Source organism: Pseudomonas sp. RW409 (assembly GCF_003184125.1).
Lineage (GTDB): Bacteria > Pseudomonadota > Gammaproteobacteria > Pseudomonadales > Pseudomonadaceae > Aquipseudomonas > Aquipseudomonas chlororaphis_I.
Window position 1 is genome coordinate 244,367 of sequence record NZ_QHHP01000007.1, and the last position, 14,472, is coordinate 258,838.

17 protein-coding genes are annotated in these 14,472 nt (G+C 62.7%); 9 read left to right on the forward strand and 8 right to left on the reverse strand.

From position 1 onward, the window contains the following. The 3 genes from DK261_RS08285 to DK261_RS08295 all read right to left on the reverse strand — a co-directional run. Positions 1–228 (reverse strand): bacteriocin immunity protein (locus tag DK261_RS08285; RefSeq protein ID WP_110175578.1); only part of this gene is annotated, 228 nt, incomplete at its 3' end. Positions 229–349: 121 nt separating this feature from the next. Continuing rightward, positions 350–706, reverse strand: a complete 357-nt coding sequence (locus DK261_RS08290) for a DUF6572 domain-containing protein (protein WP_009048391.1) — start codon at positions 704–706, stop codon at positions 350–352. A gap of 94 nt (positions 707–800) precedes the next feature. Beyond that, a complete protein-coding gene (locus tag DK261_RS08295) occupies positions 801–1,901 on the reverse strand; it encodes an S-type pyocin domain-containing protein (RefSeq protein WP_232788612.1) in 1,101 nt (366 codons plus the stop codon). A gap of 269 nt (positions 1,902–2,170) precedes the next feature. Between DK261_RS08295 and DK261_RS08300 the strand changes: the two genes are divergently transcribed. The 3 genes from DK261_RS08300 to dmeF all read left to right on the forward strand — a co-directional run bounded on the left by DK261_RS08300 (position 2,171) and on the right by dmeF (position 3,991). After that, a complete protein-coding gene (locus DK261_RS08300; protein ID WP_009048393.1) occupies positions 2,171–2,509 on the forward strand; it encodes an FKBP-type peptidyl-prolyl cis-trans isomerase in 339 nt (112 codons plus the stop codon). A gap of 238 nt (positions 2,510–2,747) precedes the next feature. Next, positions 2,748–3,020: a metal/formaldehyde-sensitive transcriptional repressor gene (locus DK261_RS08305; RefSeq protein ID WP_009048394.1), complete on the forward strand. Its 273-nt coding sequence runs from the start codon at positions 2,748–2,750 to the stop codon at positions 3,018–3,020. A gap of 14 nt (positions 3,021–3,034) precedes the next feature. Continuing rightward, the gene (gene dmeF / locus DK261_RS08310; protein ID WP_028682778.1) at positions 3,035–3,991 is read left to right on the forward strand and encodes a CDF family Co(II)/Ni(II) efflux transporter DmeF; all 957 of its coding nucleotides are present in this window, start codon (positions 3,035–3,037) and stop codon (positions 3,989–3,991) included. 2 nt (positions 3,992–3,993) lie between these two features. Here dmeF and DK261_RS08315 read toward each other — a convergent pair whose 3' ends face one another. From DK261_RS08315 to DK261_RS08325, 3 genes are all read right to left on the reverse strand, one after another. After that, a complete protein-coding gene (locus DK261_RS08315) occupies positions 3,994–4,968 on the reverse strand; it encodes an alpha/beta fold hydrolase (RefSeq protein WP_053268744.1) in 975 nt (324 codons plus the stop codon). Between the two features lie 91 nt (positions 4,969–5,059). Next, positions 5,060–5,407, reverse strand: a complete 348-nt coding sequence (locus tag DK261_RS08320) for an antibiotic biosynthesis monooxygenase (RefSeq protein ID WP_009048397.1) — start codon at positions 5,405–5,407, stop codon at positions 5,060–5,062. After that, positions 5,407–6,549, reverse strand: a complete 1,143-nt coding sequence (locus DK261_RS08325; protein ID WP_038631633.1) for a cytochrome P450 — start codon at positions 6,547–6,549, stop codon at positions 5,407–5,409. Before DK261_RS08325 ends, DK261_RS08320 begins: the two co-directional genes overlap by 1 nt. A gap of 81 nt (positions 6,550–6,630) precedes the next feature. Between DK261_RS08325 and DK261_RS08330 the strand changes: the two genes are divergently transcribed. Continuing rightward, positions 6,631–7,404, forward strand: a complete 774-nt coding sequence (locus tag DK261_RS08330; protein ID WP_110175545.1) for a helix-turn-helix transcriptional regulator — start codon at positions 6,631–6,633, stop codon at positions 7,402–7,404. 71 nt (positions 7,405–7,475) lie between these two features. Next, positions 7,476–7,973, forward strand: coding sequence for an AAA family ATPase (locus DK261_RS08335; RefSeq protein WP_110175546.1), 498 nt, complete (start codon positions 7,476–7,478; stop codon positions 7,971–7,973). Positions 7,974–8,285: 312 nt separating this feature from the next. Here the strand turns inward: DK261_RS08335 and DK261_RS32830 are convergent, their stop codons facing one another. After that, positions 8,286–8,822 (reverse strand): hypothetical protein, encoded by a 537-nt coding sequence (locus DK261_RS32830; RefSeq protein ID WP_146043827.1) that lies wholly within the window; start codon positions 8,820–8,822, stop codon positions 8,286–8,288. Between the two features lie 215 nt (positions 8,823–9,037). On the opposite strand from DK261_RS32830, the gene DK261_RS08340 reads away from it, so the two are divergent. The 4 genes from DK261_RS08340 (at position 9,038) to DK261_RS08355 (ending at position 13,307) form a co-directional block, all read left to right on the forward strand. Further along, on the forward strand, positions 9,038–10,447 hold the full coding sequence (locus DK261_RS08340; protein ID WP_009048402.1) for a circularly permuted type 2 ATP-grasp protein: 1,410 nt from the start codon (positions 9,038–9,040) through the stop codon (positions 10,445–10,447). A 3-nt stretch (positions 10,448–10,450) separates the two neighbouring features. Then, a complete protein-coding gene (locus DK261_RS08345; RefSeq protein WP_007925069.1) occupies positions 10,451–11,401 on the forward strand; it encodes an alpha-E domain-containing protein in 951 nt (316 codons plus the stop codon). Then, a complete protein-coding gene (locus tag DK261_RS08350) occupies positions 11,398–12,195 on the forward strand; it encodes a transglutaminase family protein (RefSeq protein ID WP_110175547.1) in 798 nt (265 codons plus the stop codon). Before DK261_RS08345 ends, DK261_RS08350 begins: the two co-directional genes overlap by 4 nt. A gap of 227 nt (positions 12,196–12,422) precedes the next feature. Beyond that, positions 12,423–13,307, forward strand: coding sequence for an N-acetylmuramoyl-L-alanine amidase (locus DK261_RS08355; RefSeq protein ID WP_110175548.1), 885 nt, complete (start codon positions 12,423–12,425; stop codon positions 13,305–13,307). An 81-nt stretch (positions 13,308–13,388) separates the two neighbouring features. Here DK261_RS08355 and DK261_RS08360 read toward each other — a convergent pair whose 3' ends face one another. After that, positions 13,389–14,408 carry a branched-chain amino acid aminotransferase gene (locus DK261_RS08360; protein ID WP_009048405.1) on the reverse strand — a complete coding sequence of 340 codons (1,020 nt, stop codon included), beginning with the start codon at positions 14,406–14,408 and terminating at the stop codon, positions 13,389–13,391. Positions 14,409–14,472 lie beyond the last annotated feature (64 nt).

The window sequence follows — 14,472 nt, forward strand, 5'->3', positions numbered from 1 at the left end:
CTTGTCACGGCAATAGCTGCTGACAGTCCGCGTTACGCCATCGGCTGAATCGTCTTCCCCAGCCTCTGGATAGAACATTAAATCGTTCCCTGCTGGATGGGGAACGATCTTGTTGAAGTGATCGACAAGCTCGGCTCGCTCTTCCTCAGTTCGTGCATTTTCAATCGCTTGGATCAGGGCCTTGAATTCCTGTTCGGTGTAGTAAGCCAAATGGCTCTTCAATTCCATTACTCAACTCCCCCTATGAGAGCCCACATTGAATGGGCTTTTCTTTTTCTGTCAGTTCTTGATCCCTGTAGCCAGAGCTTTGGCGCCTTGCCCTCTCCCCTAAGCTGGAGCGCATCGCCGGTCACTCGTTGTCTGTCACATCGTCTTGTTTAAGCACGAACTCTAGGCCAATGCCTACTTCCTTTAACACCTCGGTAGCGCGATCAACAAGGAGTTCACCTTGCTCTGAAAGCTCATACTTCCCGATGATGCGGATGATGGGGGACTTACCAAGGGCGCCGGGAATCTCGGTGTAGATGTCGCCGCTTTCGATGAAAGCGATGTACGCATTCAGCTTTTCTTGAAGCGCAAGAAGGTGCTCGCCCTGTTCGGTTTTGTCAGCCCACCCAAGATGGTCTGTGATCCCGAGAACTATTTTGTTGTGATCCCATTTTGGGATTCCCCACATGTCGATGACTTCGGTATCTGTAACTGACATAGCTGTTCCTTGATTGCGTTAGTCTATTTTCGGTCGCAAGATTTGTACTCGGGTTGGCGGTATAACCGTTCCTCCGGGGAAGCCAGGTTTACCTTTACCAACAATGACTCCGCCGCTCTCTTCGATTTCCGGGAACGCCAGCTTTTGATTGCGTGTAAGTGGTGCATCCGACGCACGCAATGTCTCCGTTCGCGTCCCTGCCAATCATATCGAGACGAGTTCTGGTGCCGCTCTTTGTTTTCAGCGTTACCTGTTGAGTTGACTCGTCCATTTCTTCGGCAAATGGAGGGTAAGCCTTATCTTCAAAAGCAGCGCCAGCCGTCTTGTTCTTCTCCAACTGTGTACTGAGCACAATGTAGATTGGCTCAATCCCCGAGTCAGGGAACCAGATAATTGCATCTCGGAATTCAGGTGGATGTGCGGGGTTCGCCAACACCGTGTCAGATTGTGCTGTAGGTGGATACACCCAAACAGGTGGCAACTGTGACGCGCCTTCCAGTGCAGGAATACCCAGTACACCGTCACCGCTTGCCGCTGGTGTCCAAGTGAGGCCGATCCCGTTGCCAATGTCGGCGATAAACTTCTCACCGTCTTTCCTGCCCTCAATGACTGGGACATTTTCCCAATCCGTCTTGCCGCCCGTGTAGAAGCCATAGGCGTTAACGGAGCCATCCGGCAAGGTCTTCACATTGACACGAACACGTGTGCGGCCTGTCTTGAGCATTGCGTACTGCTCATTCTTATAGAAGGCACTGTCAGGCGAAATGCTGGTGTTTGGAATCAGCAACGCAACAGTGCCCACTACAGCGCCAGTAGCAACAACACCTGACCCTTCCAGCAATGTGAGAGCCAATGATCCGCCAAGACGTTTGGCAATGGCGCTGCCAGTGGCAGAGCCGCCCACCAATTGGAGAGAGGAACCTTGCGCTGTGATTGCCGTCCCGGTAGCTAATACAGCCCATAGCCCGTAATCAGCCAGCTTCTCAACAGGCACAAATCCGGCCGGATTCTTGTGATCGATCACACCGTCAGGCAGGTTGCAGCTTTTGGCAAAGACACAACCCATGGTGGCGGGCTTGTCTTCTGCCTTTGGCGGCAGGTCCTTGTATTCCGCCCAGCGCTGGGCGCCAAGATCGACGGGCTCTACACCCTTGTTGCGATAGCCCTTCGGGGCGTTCGGTACGTAGCCACTCATCCCTGTTCGCGTCCACATTGTCCATAAAGAAAGCCCCCGTCAGAGGGGAGCGAAGAGCATTTGCAGTTGGCTTAGGGACGCTAGTGGATTCGGCTATGGAGGGTCTGTAGGGACAATCTGAAAAATGCTGGCTGGGCCAGGAGGCATCGATAATGTGCCCTGCCTCAGCCCCTTCCAGGAGCATGCCTGACAAGTCGCGAGGCCGAAAATTTGCTATTTTCCGCACCCTCGGCCGCCACTGTCGGCTGCCTCCAACAGAGAGTGAATAGATGAGCGACCTGTTACAGGTGATCGATATCGAAGTGGGCGAGGGCAAGGCGGTGGTCAAGGGCGCCTTGATCACCACCCAGTACCGCGGTTTCCTGGAAGACGGTACGCCCTTCGATTCGTCCTGGGAGCGTGGCAAGCCGTTCCAGTGCGTGATCGGCACCGGGCGGGTGATCAAGGGCTGGGACCAGGGCCTGATGGGCATGCAGGTCGGCGGCAAGCGCAAGCTCTTGGTGCCGGCGCACCTGGGTTACGGCGAGCGCTCGATGGGCAAGATCCCGCCGAACTCCAATCTGGTGTTCGAGATCGAGTTGCTGGAAGTCCTGACTCGCGACGACTGATTTCGCTTATTGGCCAGATCAGGGCTCTGCCTGATCGGGCCGCGTTACCCGGGCCGGGCGTGGGCTCGAACAGAATCGCCACGCCCTTGCTCCCTAGATCTCCCTTGAAATCGTGCTTCCGTGCTTTCGCCAGGCGGGGCCAGGTTGTGGCTGGTTGAAACGCAGCGGGCTTTGGCCTCTTGCGTCTGTTCCAGTCATCGGCCAGGATGGGTGCCATATAGGTATAGGGGGTATAGGTATGTCGCACACGCACGCACAGAAAGACGATCTGCTCAAACGGGTCCGGCGCATTCTTGGCCAGGTGCAGGCCGTGGAGCGGGCCCTGGAGTCCGGCGCGGAGTGCGCCAAGACCCTGCATCTGGTGGCGGCCACCCGCGGCGCGATTAACGGCCTGATGGGGGAAATCATCGAGGCCCACGCCCTGGAGCATGTGGCTCACCCCGAACTCAGCGATGAAGAACGGGCCAAGGGCGTGAACGAACTGCTCGAAGCCATTCGCCGTTATTCCTGACCGGAGACCACCCCATGCGCCTCACCTTGCCCTCTGCAGGCTTGACCCACGACCACCACTTCCTCGGTGCCGCCCACGATGAAAACGCCCGACGCACGCTGTGGGTGGTGGCGCTGACCTTCATCATGATGATCGGCGAAATCGCCGCCGGTTATCTCACCGGTTCCATGGCCTTGCTCGCCGACGGCTTCCATATGGCGACCCATGCCGGGGCCCTGGGCATCGCGGCGGCGGCCTATGGTTTCGCCCGGCGCAATGCCGACAATGCGCGCTTCAGTTTCGGCACCGGCAAGGTCGGCGACCTGGCGGGGTTCGCCTCGGCGCTGATCCTCGGCCTGGTGGCCATCGGCATCGCCGGCGAGTCGTTGCTGCGGCTGTTGCAGCCGACCCAGGTGGCGTTCACCGAGGCGACCGTGATCGCCGTGGTCGGGCTGCTGGTGAACATTGTCAGCGCCTTGCTGCTTTCCGGCGGCCATGCCCATCACGGCCATGATCACGCTCATCAGCCTGCTCATGAGCATCCGCATCCGCATTCACACGGGCACGGCCATCACCACGACAACAACCTGCGCTCGGCCTACGTCCATGTGCTGGCCGATGCCCTGACCTCGGTCCTGGCCATCGCCGCCTTGCTGGCGGGGCGTTATCTGGGGTGGGTCTGGCTCGACCCGGTGATGGGTGTGGTTGGCGCGCTGGTCATCGGGCGCTGGGCCTATGGCTTGATGAAGTCCAGCGCGGCGGTGCTGCTCGACACCACGGACGAACACCTGGCCGGCGAGATTCGCCAGTCGGTGGAAGCCGCCGGCGATGCGCGCATCACCGACCTGCATGTGTGGCAGGTGGGCCCGCAGGCGCGGGCGGCGATCGTCAGTGTGGTAGCGGCTGCCGGCGTCAGCGCCGAGACCATTCGCCAGCGCCTGGCGCCGGTCCACGAACTGGCGCACCTCACCCTCGAATATCGCAGCCTGTAACGCTAGGCCCCTGTCTGCACGGCAGGCGGGCAGGGGTAGTTCCTCCCAAGAAAATCCAGCAGCCGCAGATTGACCTCTGCGGCCTGTTCGCTCTGGATCCAGTGCCCGCAATCCGCCAGCCGATGCTGTTCCAGGCGTGGCACCTTGCCGGGCATGCGCTCCATAGTGCGAGCTTCCAACTGACCCACCGGGTCGCGGTCGCCGATCATGAACAGGGTCGGTTGGCTCACCTGGCGTTCGCCCAGGTGTTCGGTCCGCTGCCAGTTGCGCTCGAAGTTGCGGTACCAGTTCAAGGCGCCGCGAAAACCTCGCCCCGCAAAGGTGCGTCGGTACACCGCAAAGTCTTCCGGCGTGCACCAGGCGGGCGGTGCCTGGTGCGGCGGCATGCCGTCGAACAGCAGGGCCGACGGACTCTTCTCATCCAGCAGGTGTTCGCAGTCGTGCATGAAATGCAGCAGGCTGCGGTCGATGTCGGCGTCCAGTTCCCGCTCGGCGACGCCGGGTTTCTGGAAGTACAGGATGTAATTGAAACGCTCGGCGAACAGCTCGGCCATGATCTCCACGGCTGGGCGCTTGGGGCGGCCGGCGAAAGGCACCGACAGGGTCACCAGGGCCTTGACCCGCTGCGGCTCCAGCAGCGCCAGGTGCCAGGCGACTACGGCGCCCCAGTCGTGACCGACGATGCAGGCCTGCTGCTGGCCCAGGGCATCCATCGCCTGCTGGATATCCGCACACAGGGTCAGCACGTCATAGGCGGCTACCTCCTCTGGGGCGCTGCTGTCGCCGTAGCCGCGCATCTGCGGGATCAGCACCCGGTAGCCGGCGGCCGTCAGCGGCGCGACCTGCCGGCGCCACGAATACCAGCACTCGGGAAAACCGTGCAGCAGCCACACCGGCGGTCCATCCAGCGGGCCATCGGCATGCAGGTGCAATTCGATGCCATTGAGCTTCAGGGCATGTTGGGTCATCTGGCTCATGATGGTGTCCTCCCAAGTCCAGGCATGACCCTAGCAGAAGCACGATGACCTTCTGACCACCATTCATTGGTCGAATAGGCGCCCAGCAGTTTTACCCGGCATGGGCCCGGCGGCTGTCCGCCGGCGCCTGGTCGCGCTGGGTCAGCCCGTAGTCGCGCGCCACTGCGGCGACCCGCAGCCGGTAGTCGGCGAACACCTGGGTCCGCCCCAGGGCCTGGGCCGTGCGATGGCGTTCCAGGGTGCGCCAGGCCTCGACCGCTTGCTCGTCGCGCCAGAACGACAGGGACAGCAGCTTGTCCGGCTCGCTCAGGCTCTGGAAGCGCTCGATGGAAATGAACCCGTCGATCTCCAGCAGCAGCGGTTTCAGCGCGGCGGCGAGGTCCAGGTAACGCTGGCGATGTTCCGGGCGGGGCAGGGCTTCGAATATCACGGCGATCATCAGTGCGACTCCGGCAGGAGGGTGAACAGGGGGATGCGTCCGTTGAGCGAGGGCTTGTAGGTCCAGGCGATGGGCTGGTCGAGGGTCGATTGTGGCAGCAGTGCACCGACCACCGCGCTGGCGATGCTCAGGGCCAGGGCCTGGCCGGGGCATTGGTGGCGGCCGCTGCCAAAGCTGAAACTGCGCCGGTCCTCGCGTTCGAGCAGCAGGCGATCCGGCTCCGGGTTCAGTTGCGGGTCGCGGTTGGCCGAGGCCAGCAGCACCAGCACCACAGCGCCTGGCTCCAGCGTCACCCCGGCGATGCGGCAAGGGGCGGCGACGAAGCGCCGGGTGTTCTGCACCGGCGGGTCGTGACGCTGCACTTCGGCCAGCAGGTCGGCGATCCGGTTGGGCGTCGTCCGCAGGTCCGCGAGTAACTGGCGATCGTTCAGCAGGGCGCAGAGGCTGTTGCCGATCAGCCCGGCGCTGGCCTCGAAGGTCTGGGACAACAGGCCGATCAGGTTGCCGATCAGGCTGTCGTGACCCTGCCTGCCGAAGCCGTTGACGATCCGCTGCAACAGCGGGCTGACGGGGGCCTGATCGAGCAGGGCCTCGAAGTGTCGGCTCAACGCTTCGGCTGCCCGGTGGGCGGCCTCCCGTTGTGCCTGATTGCTGGCCGGCGACAGGCAGGCGACAAAGTCCCGGGTCAACCCGGCAATCTCTGGCAACTGGTGCGCGGCAAAGCCCAGCAGCCCGGCGACCACCGCCACCGGCAGGCGGAACTGGCAATCGTGCAGCCTGGCAGTGGTATCCCTTGGCAGGCCCAGCAGCAGGGCGGCGACCCGCTGCTGGATTTCCTCGGCATATACCTGTTGCAGGCCCGGCTCGACCGCGGCCCGCGGGCAACGCTGGCGTTCGCCGTCGTTCATCCGCATCAGTTGGCCGAACACTGTGCCGGCGGCGCCGTCGGCTATGGCCCGGGGCACCGGCTCGTGGGCGGGACGTACCCGGCACTCGGGATGGGCCAGCACCGCGGCCACCGCTGCGGCGCTGCTGGCCAGCCACATCCCCAGCCTGGGGTCGAAGGCCAGCCCGTCCCGGACCCGCAGGCTGGCGTAGTAAGGGTAGGGATCGGCGTGGGTGACGGCGGTGATCGGGTCCATGACGGGCGGCCTTATTCGCGGGGGAGAAGTGTTGCTACTATCGGCAACCTGCGAAGGGCACGATTCGTTCGGGAGCGAAATATGAATGCACAGCAGCACGACAACGCCGTATCCCAGGTCGCCGCGGCCATTGCCGAGCCGGCGCGGACGAAGATGCTCTGCGCGTTGATGGACGGCCACGCGCGCACCAGCACCGAGCTGGCGGCGATCGCCGATGTCAGCGCCTCCACCGCCAGCGCGCACCTGGGCAAGCTCAAGGACCTGGCCCTGGTGCGCCTGCATGTGCAGGGCCGCCATCGCTACTACAGCCTGGCCGACAAGCGCGTGGCCCAGGCCCTGGAGGCCCTGATGGTGATCGGCCGCAACGCCATGCCAGCTTTCAGCCCGCGCACCCCGGACCGCCTGCAGTTCGCCCGTACCTGCTACGACCATATGGCCGGCACCCTGGCGGTGCAGTTGCATGACCGCCTGCTCGACGCCGGCTGGTTGCAGGAGCCGCAGGAGGGCGCCCAGGAGTACAGCCTGAGCCCGGCCGGCGAAGGGTTTTTCGCCGGATTGGGTATCGATGTGCAGGCCCTGGCGACCTTGCGTCGACGCTTTGCCTGCCCGTGCCTGGACTGGAGCATGCGCCGCCCGCATCTGGGTGGTGCGCTGGGAGCCGCGTTGTTGCAGGAGGCGATCCGGCGCAAATGGCTGACCCAGGACCTGGACAGCCGGGCGCTGGGATTGACCGCCCTGGGGCGCAAGGAGCTTGCCACTCGGTTCGCGGTCCAGCTCGAAGAACCGGACAGCCCAACCCTGCGGGTCGGGAGCGCTGCCAAACCGGATCGGCCGTCCGTTACCCAGGCTTCATAGGCCGGTCCACAACCCCATGGCTGGCGCTGCTGTCAGCCTGCGCATGCAGTGCTTTGCTTGGAGTTCTCCCTATGCTCATCGTCTTCAGTGGCCTGCCCGGCAGCGGCAAGACCACCATCGCCCGGGCACTGGCCAGCCATCTGCGGGCCGCCTATCTGCGCATCGACTCTATCGAGCAGGCTCTGCGCAACGGCGGCTTGGCGGAGGTCGGCAAGGCCGGGTACGAGGTCGCCAATGCCCTGGCCCGCAGCAACCTGGCCCTGGGCAACCGGGTGGTGGCCGACTGCGTCAATCCGGTCGCCGAGAGCCGCCAGGCCTGGCAGGACATTGCCGAGGCCGAGCAGAGCCCTTTACTGAATGTCGAGGTGGTCTGCACGGACATCGCCGAGCATCGGCGCCGGGTGGAAAGCCGTGAGGCGGATGTGCCCGGCCTGCGACCACCGAGCTGGCAGTCGGTGCTCGATCATGATTACCAGGCCTGGAGCAGCGAGTGCTTGAGGCTGGACAGCTCCCTGCTGTCGCCAGCCGAGGCGGTGCGGATCATCCTCGAACACCTGGAAACCTTGTAGTACCTGACCCACCGCGATGCCTGGATCGCCAGCAAGCTGGCTCCTACACGTTTTGCGGTGTGTGCGAGTAGCTATTTATCCGCGAATCACTGTAGGAGCGAGCTTGCTCGCGATGGCGGCGTGCCTGATTCACCCTGGTGCCTGCATCGCGAGCAAGCTGCGCTCCTACAGGTTCGGTGGTGGGGGTAGGGCGGCGATAAATCCTGGCTGATTGCACTGAATCAATAAAAAGTGGAATGAAGAGTTCGGCGGATAACGTCGGCGAACGTTATTCCTTTGGGCGCGAACCGTGCACAGTCGGAAATACCCGATTCAATCCTGTCCGACACTTTTACAAACTAGCGCTGGCGAAAAGCTGAAATTGCGCCAATAGTTGGCGCTATTGGGTGTTTCGTTCGCCGTTGGTGCGTTTTCCGGACCGCTAATGGTGCGCTGTTCTTTCTCTCGGCAGGCCGCGTCAACTCTTGCTTTGTGCAAAGCGATAACAGCTGCTTTGCCAAAAATCCCCGTGTCAGGGCAAAAAAACCTTCCTCGACAGTTTCTGCACTTTTTTCGTTCGCGCCAGTGTTGTGCAAAGCCGTTCCGGCGGCCTTCCGGATAAAACGTTTCAGCATCAACAGGGAGTGGAGCCCCCTGGTTGAGTGAAAAGTGTCGCCAAAGTGTCATTTTTCCACCCTTGGGGACTTTATTCGCGGGGAGACGGGATTTGGGCACAGCGATTGCTAAAGCAGATAGACAGCCTTTGAAATCCAACGAAGTGTGCTGTTGAAGTTTCGGAAAACTTTCAGTTTGAAAGTTCACATTAAAACGAAAAAGGAGGTGACGAGTTCCACAACCAATGGACGTCATCGCGGGCGATCCATTGCCGAAAATCCATACGGGAAGTTTCGCCAAACGACTGGCGTCAATAAGTGGGGGTATTTCCGTCGGCATCGAGCGGAATATTCAAGCCGCACAATGAGGTGCACAACAGAACAGTTTCTATCGCTCAGCGTAAGGCCCGATTTATTGAAACAGAGAGTTTAAATAAAAAAGCCGTTTAAACCACGGCGAGGAGTTGGGGTATGTCCCGTGCTTTTTTTAACGAAATGTATGATGCGAGTGGTGGCTGCCGCCCACATTACCAGGAGTTCGCCCGCTGGCTGGCGGACACCCCCGTGGAGCTGCTGGACCAGCGTCGGCGCGAAGCCGACCTGCTGTTCCACCGCGCTGGCATCACCTTCACGTTGTACGGTGACGAGCAAGGCACTGAACGGCTGATTCCCTTCGACATCATCCCGCGCAGCATCAAGGCCAGCGAATGGCGGAACGTCGAGCGCGGCTGCATCCAGCGGGTCCAGGCATTGAACATGTTCCTGGCCGATATCTACCACGGGCAACGCATTCTCAAGGAGGGCATCATCCCGGCCGAGCAGGTGCTGGCCAACGAGGGTTACCAGGTGGCGATGCGCGGCCTGGACCTGCATCGCAATATCTATTCGCACATCTCCGGCGTCGACCTGGTGCGTGACGGCGACGGCAGCTACTACGTGCTGGAAGACAACCTGCGCACCCCCAGCGGCGTCAGCTACATGCTCGAAGACCGCAAGATGATGATGCGCCTGTTCCCCGAGCTCTTCGCCGCGCAACGGGTGGCGCCCATCGACCACTACCCGAACCTGCTGCTCGATACCCTGAAAAGCTCCAGCCCGCTGGACAACCCGACGGTGGTGGTGCTGACCCCGGGGCGTTTCAACAGCGCCTATTTCGAGCATGCGTTCCTGGCCCGGGAGATGGGCGTGGAACTGGTGGAAGGCGCCGACCTGTTCGTGCGCGACGACCGCGTATTTATGCGCACCACCTCCGGCGCCCAGGCGGTGGATGTGATCTACCGTCGTCTCGACGACGCCTTCCTCGACCCCTTGTCGTTCAACCCCGATTCCATGCTCGGCGTGCCCGGGCTGATCGCCGCCTACCGTTCCGGCAACGTGGTGCTGGCCAACGCGGTGGGCACCGGGGTGGCGGACGACAAGTCGATCTACCCCTATGTCGACGAGATGATCCGTTTCTACCTGAGCGAGGAACCGATCCTGAAGAACGTGCCGACCTGGCAATGCCGCAAGCCCGCGGAGCTGTCCCACGTACTGGCCAACCTGCCGGACCTGGTAGTCAAGGAAACCCAGGGTTCCGGCGGCTACGGCATGCTGGTGGGGCCGGCGGCCACGGCGGCGGAGATCGAAGACTTCCGCGCCCGGCTCAAGGCCCGTCCGGAAGCCTATATCGCCCAACCCACCCTGTGCCTGTCGACCTGCCCGACCTTTGTCGAGAACGGCATCGCGCCGCGGCATATCGACCTGCGTCCGTTCGTGCTGTCGGGCAGCGAAACCCGTCTGGTGCCGGGCGGCCTGACCCGCGTGGCCTTGCGCGAAGGCTCGCTGGTGGTGAACTCGTCGCAGGGCGGCGGCACCAAAGACACCTGGGTCGTGGAGGATTGACCGATGCTTTCAAGAACCGCTGCAGACCTCTACTGGATGTCCCGTTACCTGGAGCGCGCCGAGAACCTGGCGCGCATGCTCGAAGTCAGTTACTCGCTGTCGCTGATGCCCCAGGCGGGGCGTAGCGATGGCCATGCCGAGCTGGCGATGTCGCTGCTGGCCGCCGGCACCCTGGACGACTACAACCAGCGTTACGGCGAGCTGAACACCGAACGCATGCTGCACTTCTTCGCCCTCGACGAAACCAACCCCGGCAGCATCTATTGCTGCCTGCGGGCGGCACGGACCAACGCCCATGCGGTGCGCGGGCGGATCACCGCCGACATGTGGGAAAACATCAACGCCACCTGGCTGGAGATGCGCAACATCGCCAAGAGTGGCCTGGGACGCTACGGCATCAGCCATTTCTGCGAATGGGTCAAGGAGCGTTCGCACCTGTTCCGTGGCGCGACCTCGGGCACCATCATGCGCAACGATGCCTATTGCTTCATTCGCCTGGGCACCTTTATCGAGCGGGCCGACAACACCCTGCGCCTGCTGGACGCGCGCTACGAAATGTTCGGCGAGGAGTCGGAGGAGGTCAGCGACAACTCGGCCCGTGGCTACTACCAGTGGAGCGCCTTGCTCCGTGCCCTGTCCTCGTTCGAGGCGTTCAACGAGATCTACCGCAATGCACCGGGAGCCGAGCAGGTGTCCGAGATGCTGCTGTTGCGTGCCGACGTACCGCGCTCGCTGCATGCCTGCGTCGAGGAGCTGGACCAGATCCTCGCCAGCCTGCCGGGCAACAACGGCCGTCCGGCCCAGCGCCTGGCCGCCGAGCTGAACGCGCGCCTGCGCTACACCGGGATCGACGAGATCCTCGCGTCGGGCCTGCACCTGTGGCTGAGCGATTTCATCGCGCAGATCCGTCACCTGGGGCAGACCGTCCACGAATCCTATCTGGAGGTTGTATGAAACTTTCCATACGCCACGACACCACCTACAGCTACGCCGATGAAGTCTGCACCAGCATCCAGTTCCTGCGCCTGACCCCGCAGAACAGCGAGCGCCAGCAGATCCTCGAATGGCACCTGGAACTGCCGCGCCTGGTGCGCAGCCAGCTCGACCCCTACGGCAATATCCTGCACGTGCTGACCATGGACGAGCCCCATGGCGCCCTGGTCCTGAGCGCCTATGGCCAGGTGGAAATCGACCAGGCCCGGGAGATGGAGCACGACAGCCAGTCGCCGCTGCCCTTCCTGCGCAGCAGCCCGCTGACCAAGGCCGACGCCGCCCTCAGCGCCTTCGCCGCGCAGCACTGCGGCACCCGGCGCGACCGCGCGGCGCTGATCGAGCTGATGCACGCCCTGGCCGCACACATGGTCTACAGCCCGGGCGCGACCACGGTGGACACCACCGCGGCCGAGGCTTTCGCCGGCGGGGTCGGGGTCTGCCAGGACCACACCCATGCGTTCCTGGCCTGCGCCCGCGGCCTGGGGATTCCCGCGCGTTATGTCTCCGGCTACCTGTGCACCGAAGACGAAAGCCACCTGGCCAGCCACGCCTGGGCCGAGGCCTGGATCGACGGCGGCTGGTACAGTTTCGACGTGACCAACCGCCTGGCGCGGCCGGAACGGCACCTGAAGCTGGCGGTCGGCCTCGACTACCTCGACGCCTGCCCGGTGCGTGGCATGCGTCGCGGCGGCGGCGCCGAGCACATGCTGGCACAGGTCCAGGTGAACTCGATGTTCCAGGTCCAGCACCAGTAGCCGCGGCCTTTCCCGCACCATCGGGCATGCCGGCCCCGGCATGCCCACCTCTTGGGGCGCAGCAGCCCTGCATGGCCCATCTGCGCTTTCTGTCGTCGACTTTCTCAGCGACTTTCGGACTTTTCCTAAAGACAGTCTTTCCCCCCGGCCCCTAGCATGCGCCGCTCCGCAGGCCTGCAACGCAGCAAGCCAGGCGGGGAAAGGAAAGCAACGTTCAAGGGCAAGTCATGAAGAAATACACCACGGTCTTAAGCCTCTTGCTGGCGATGACCGGTTGTACCAGCAGCCACCAAGACACCTCCGAGGCCACGCTCACGGAGAAAGACGGCTACGTCCTTTCGAAAGGCGAAAGGGCGGTGGCGAAGAACCACCGGATCCGTTTCCTGGTCTTGCACTACACCGCGCTCGACCAGGCGCAGTCCTTCGAAACGCTGACGCGATCGGAACACGTCAGCGCCAACTACCTGATTCCCGACCGGCCGAAGACCCACAAGGGCCTGCCGGTGGCCGACCAGTTGGTCGATGACCACGACCGGTCCTGGCATGCGGGAGTGAGCCAGTGGAAGAACCGCAGCAACCTGAACGACACCTCGCTCGGGATCGAGATCGTCAACGCTGGCTGGGACCAGGACACCGGCCAGTTGCTGGGCGAGCCCTACAACGAGCAGCAGATAGAACTGCTGATCAGCCTGGCCCGGGACCTGGTCAGTAAGTACGACATACAGCCGACGGACATCGTCGGGCACTCGGATATCGCCCCCGGGCGCAAGATCGATCCGGGGCCGTTCTTTCCCTGGAAACGGCTTGCCGAAGCCGGCATTGGCGCCTGGCCCGACGAGCGCACCCTCGACGACTACCTGGCCCGCTTCAGCGTGGCGCCGCCGAGCATGGTCCAGGTCACGAAGGCGCTGCAAACCTATGGTTATGGCTATCTGGACGAGCAACCGGAAAGGGTGGTGGAAGCCTTCCAGATGCGCTTCAACCAGGAAAATGTCAGCGGGATCGTGGATATCCGTACGGCGGCCATCCTGTTTTCCCTGATCGACAAATATCACGGCAAGGACAAGGCGAGCGCCATTCTGCTGCCGCCGCAAGTGGCGGCGCTCGGCTAGGGGCACAGGTTTCGGCACCCATGAAAAAGCCCGCCGTTCGCGGTGGCGAAGGGCGGGCTTTTCAGCACCTGGTGGCTAGGGTCAGACCTTGACGATCCAGCCCGCTGGCGCTTCGATGTCGCCGGTCTGTACGCCGGTCAGCTCTTTGTAGAGCTTCTGGGTGATCGGACCGACTTCTTTTTCGCTGTAGAACACGTGCAGCTTGTCCTTGTACTCGATGCCGCCGATCGGCGTGATCACCGCGGCGGTACCGCAGGCGCCGGCTTCCTTGAAGTCCGACAGCTTGTCGATCAGCACGTCGCCTTCGATCACTTCCAGGCCCAGGCGGGTCTTGGCCAGTTCGATCAGCGACAGGCGGGTGATGCCCGGCAGTACCGACGGCGACTTCGGCGTGACGAATTTGTCGTCGTGGGTGATGCCGAAGAAGTTGGCCGAACCGACTTCCTCGATCTTCGAGTGGGTCAAAGGGTCCAGGTAGATGCAGTCGGCGAAGTGCTTCTTCTTGGCTTCCGAACCTGGCATCAGGCTGGCGGCGTAGTTGCCACCGACCTTGGCCGCGCCGGTGCCTTGTGGCGCCGCGCGGTCGTAGCTGGAGATCAGGAAGTTGTGCGGGGTCAGGCCGCCCTTGAAGTAGGCACCGACCGGAATGGCGAAAATCGAGAAGATGAACTCGGGGGCGGTGCGCACGCCGATGTTGTCACCCACGCCGATCACGAACGGGCGCAGGTACAGCGCGCCGCCGGTGCCGTAAGGCGGGATGAAGCGCTCGTTGGCGCGAACCACTTCCTGACAGGCGGCAACAAATTGCTCGGTGGACACCTGCGGCATCAGCAGGCGCGCGCAGCTGCGCTGCATGCGGGCGGCGTTCTGGTCCGGGCGGAACAGGTTGATCGAACCGTCCTTGCAGCGGTAGGCCTTCAGGCCTTCGAAGCACTGCTGGCCATAGTGAAGGGCGGTGGAGCCTTCGCTGATGTGCAGCACGTTATCTTCGGTCAGGGTGCCTTTGTCCCACTCGCCGTTACGCCAGTGCGACAGATAGCGCTTGTCTGTCTTGATGTAGTCAAAACCCAGCTTGTCCCAATTGATGCTTTCGTTACCCATGACACCCTCTATCGCTTAACAACCGTCGCAACGGCTCAAGGCTTCTGACGTTTTTTGGATGGGC

Excerpts from the sequence above, each read along its gene's own strand:
- DK261_RS08350 (WP_110175547.1), top strand. The coding sequence starts at position 11,398 with ATGAAACTTTCCATACGCCACGACACCACCTACAGCTACGCCGATGAA.
- DK261_RS08335 (WP_110175546.1), top strand. The coding sequence starts at position 7,476 with ATGCTCATCGTCTTCAGTGGCCTGCCCGGCAGCGGCAAGACCACCATC.
- DK261_RS08300 (WP_009048393.1), top strand. The coding sequence starts at position 2,171 with ATGAGCGACCTGTTACAGGTGATCGATATCGAAGTGGGCGAGGGCAAG.
- dmeF (WP_028682778.1), top strand. The coding sequence starts at position 3,035 with ATGCGCCTCACCTTGCCCTCTGCAGGCTTGACCCACGACCACCACTTC.
- DK261_RS32830 (WP_146043827.1), bottom strand. The coding sequence starts at position 8,822 with ATGACGTCCATTGGTTGTGGAACTCGTCACCTCCTTTTTCGTTTTAAT.
- DK261_RS08305 (WP_009048394.1), top strand. The coding sequence starts at position 2,748 with ATGTCGCACACGCACGCACAGAAAGACGATCTGCTCAAACGGGTCCGG.
- DK261_RS08330 (WP_110175545.1), top strand. The coding sequence starts at position 6,631 with ATGAATGCACAGCAGCACGACAACGCCGTATCCCAGGTCGCCGCGGCC.
- DK261_RS08360 (WP_009048405.1), bottom strand. The coding sequence starts at position 14,408 with ATGGGTAACGAAAGCATCAATTGGGACAAGCTGGGTTTTGACTACATC.
- DK261_RS08320 (WP_009048397.1), bottom strand. The coding sequence starts at position 5,407 with ATGATCGCCGTGATATTCGAAGCCCTGCCCCGCCCGGAACATCGCCAG.
- DK261_RS08295 (WP_232788612.1), bottom strand. The coding sequence starts at position 1,901 with ATGAGTGGCTACGTACCGAACGCCCCGAAGGGCTATCGCAACAAGGGT.
- DK261_RS08315 (WP_053268744.1), bottom strand. The coding sequence starts at position 4,968 with ATGAGCCAGATGACCCAACATGCCCTGAAGCTCAATGGCATCGAATTG.
- DK261_RS08345 (WP_007925069.1), top strand. The coding sequence starts at position 10,451 with ATGCTTTCAAGAACCGCTGCAGACCTCTACTGGATGTCCCGTTACCTG.
- DK261_RS08290 (WP_009048391.1), bottom strand. The coding sequence starts at position 706 with ATGTCAGTTACAGATACCGAAGTCATCGACATGTGGGGAATCCCAAAA.
- DK261_RS08325 (WP_038631633.1), bottom strand. The coding sequence starts at position 6,549 with ATGGACCCGATCACCGCCGTCACCCACGCCGATCCCTACCCTTACTAC.
- DK261_RS08340 (WP_009048402.1), top strand. The coding sequence starts at position 9,038 with ATGTCCCGTGCTTTTTTTAACGAAATGTATGATGCGAGTGGTGGCTGC.
- DK261_RS08355 (WP_110175548.1), top strand. The coding sequence starts at position 12,423 with ATGAAGAAATACACCACGGTCTTAAGCCTCTTGCTGGCGATGACCGGT.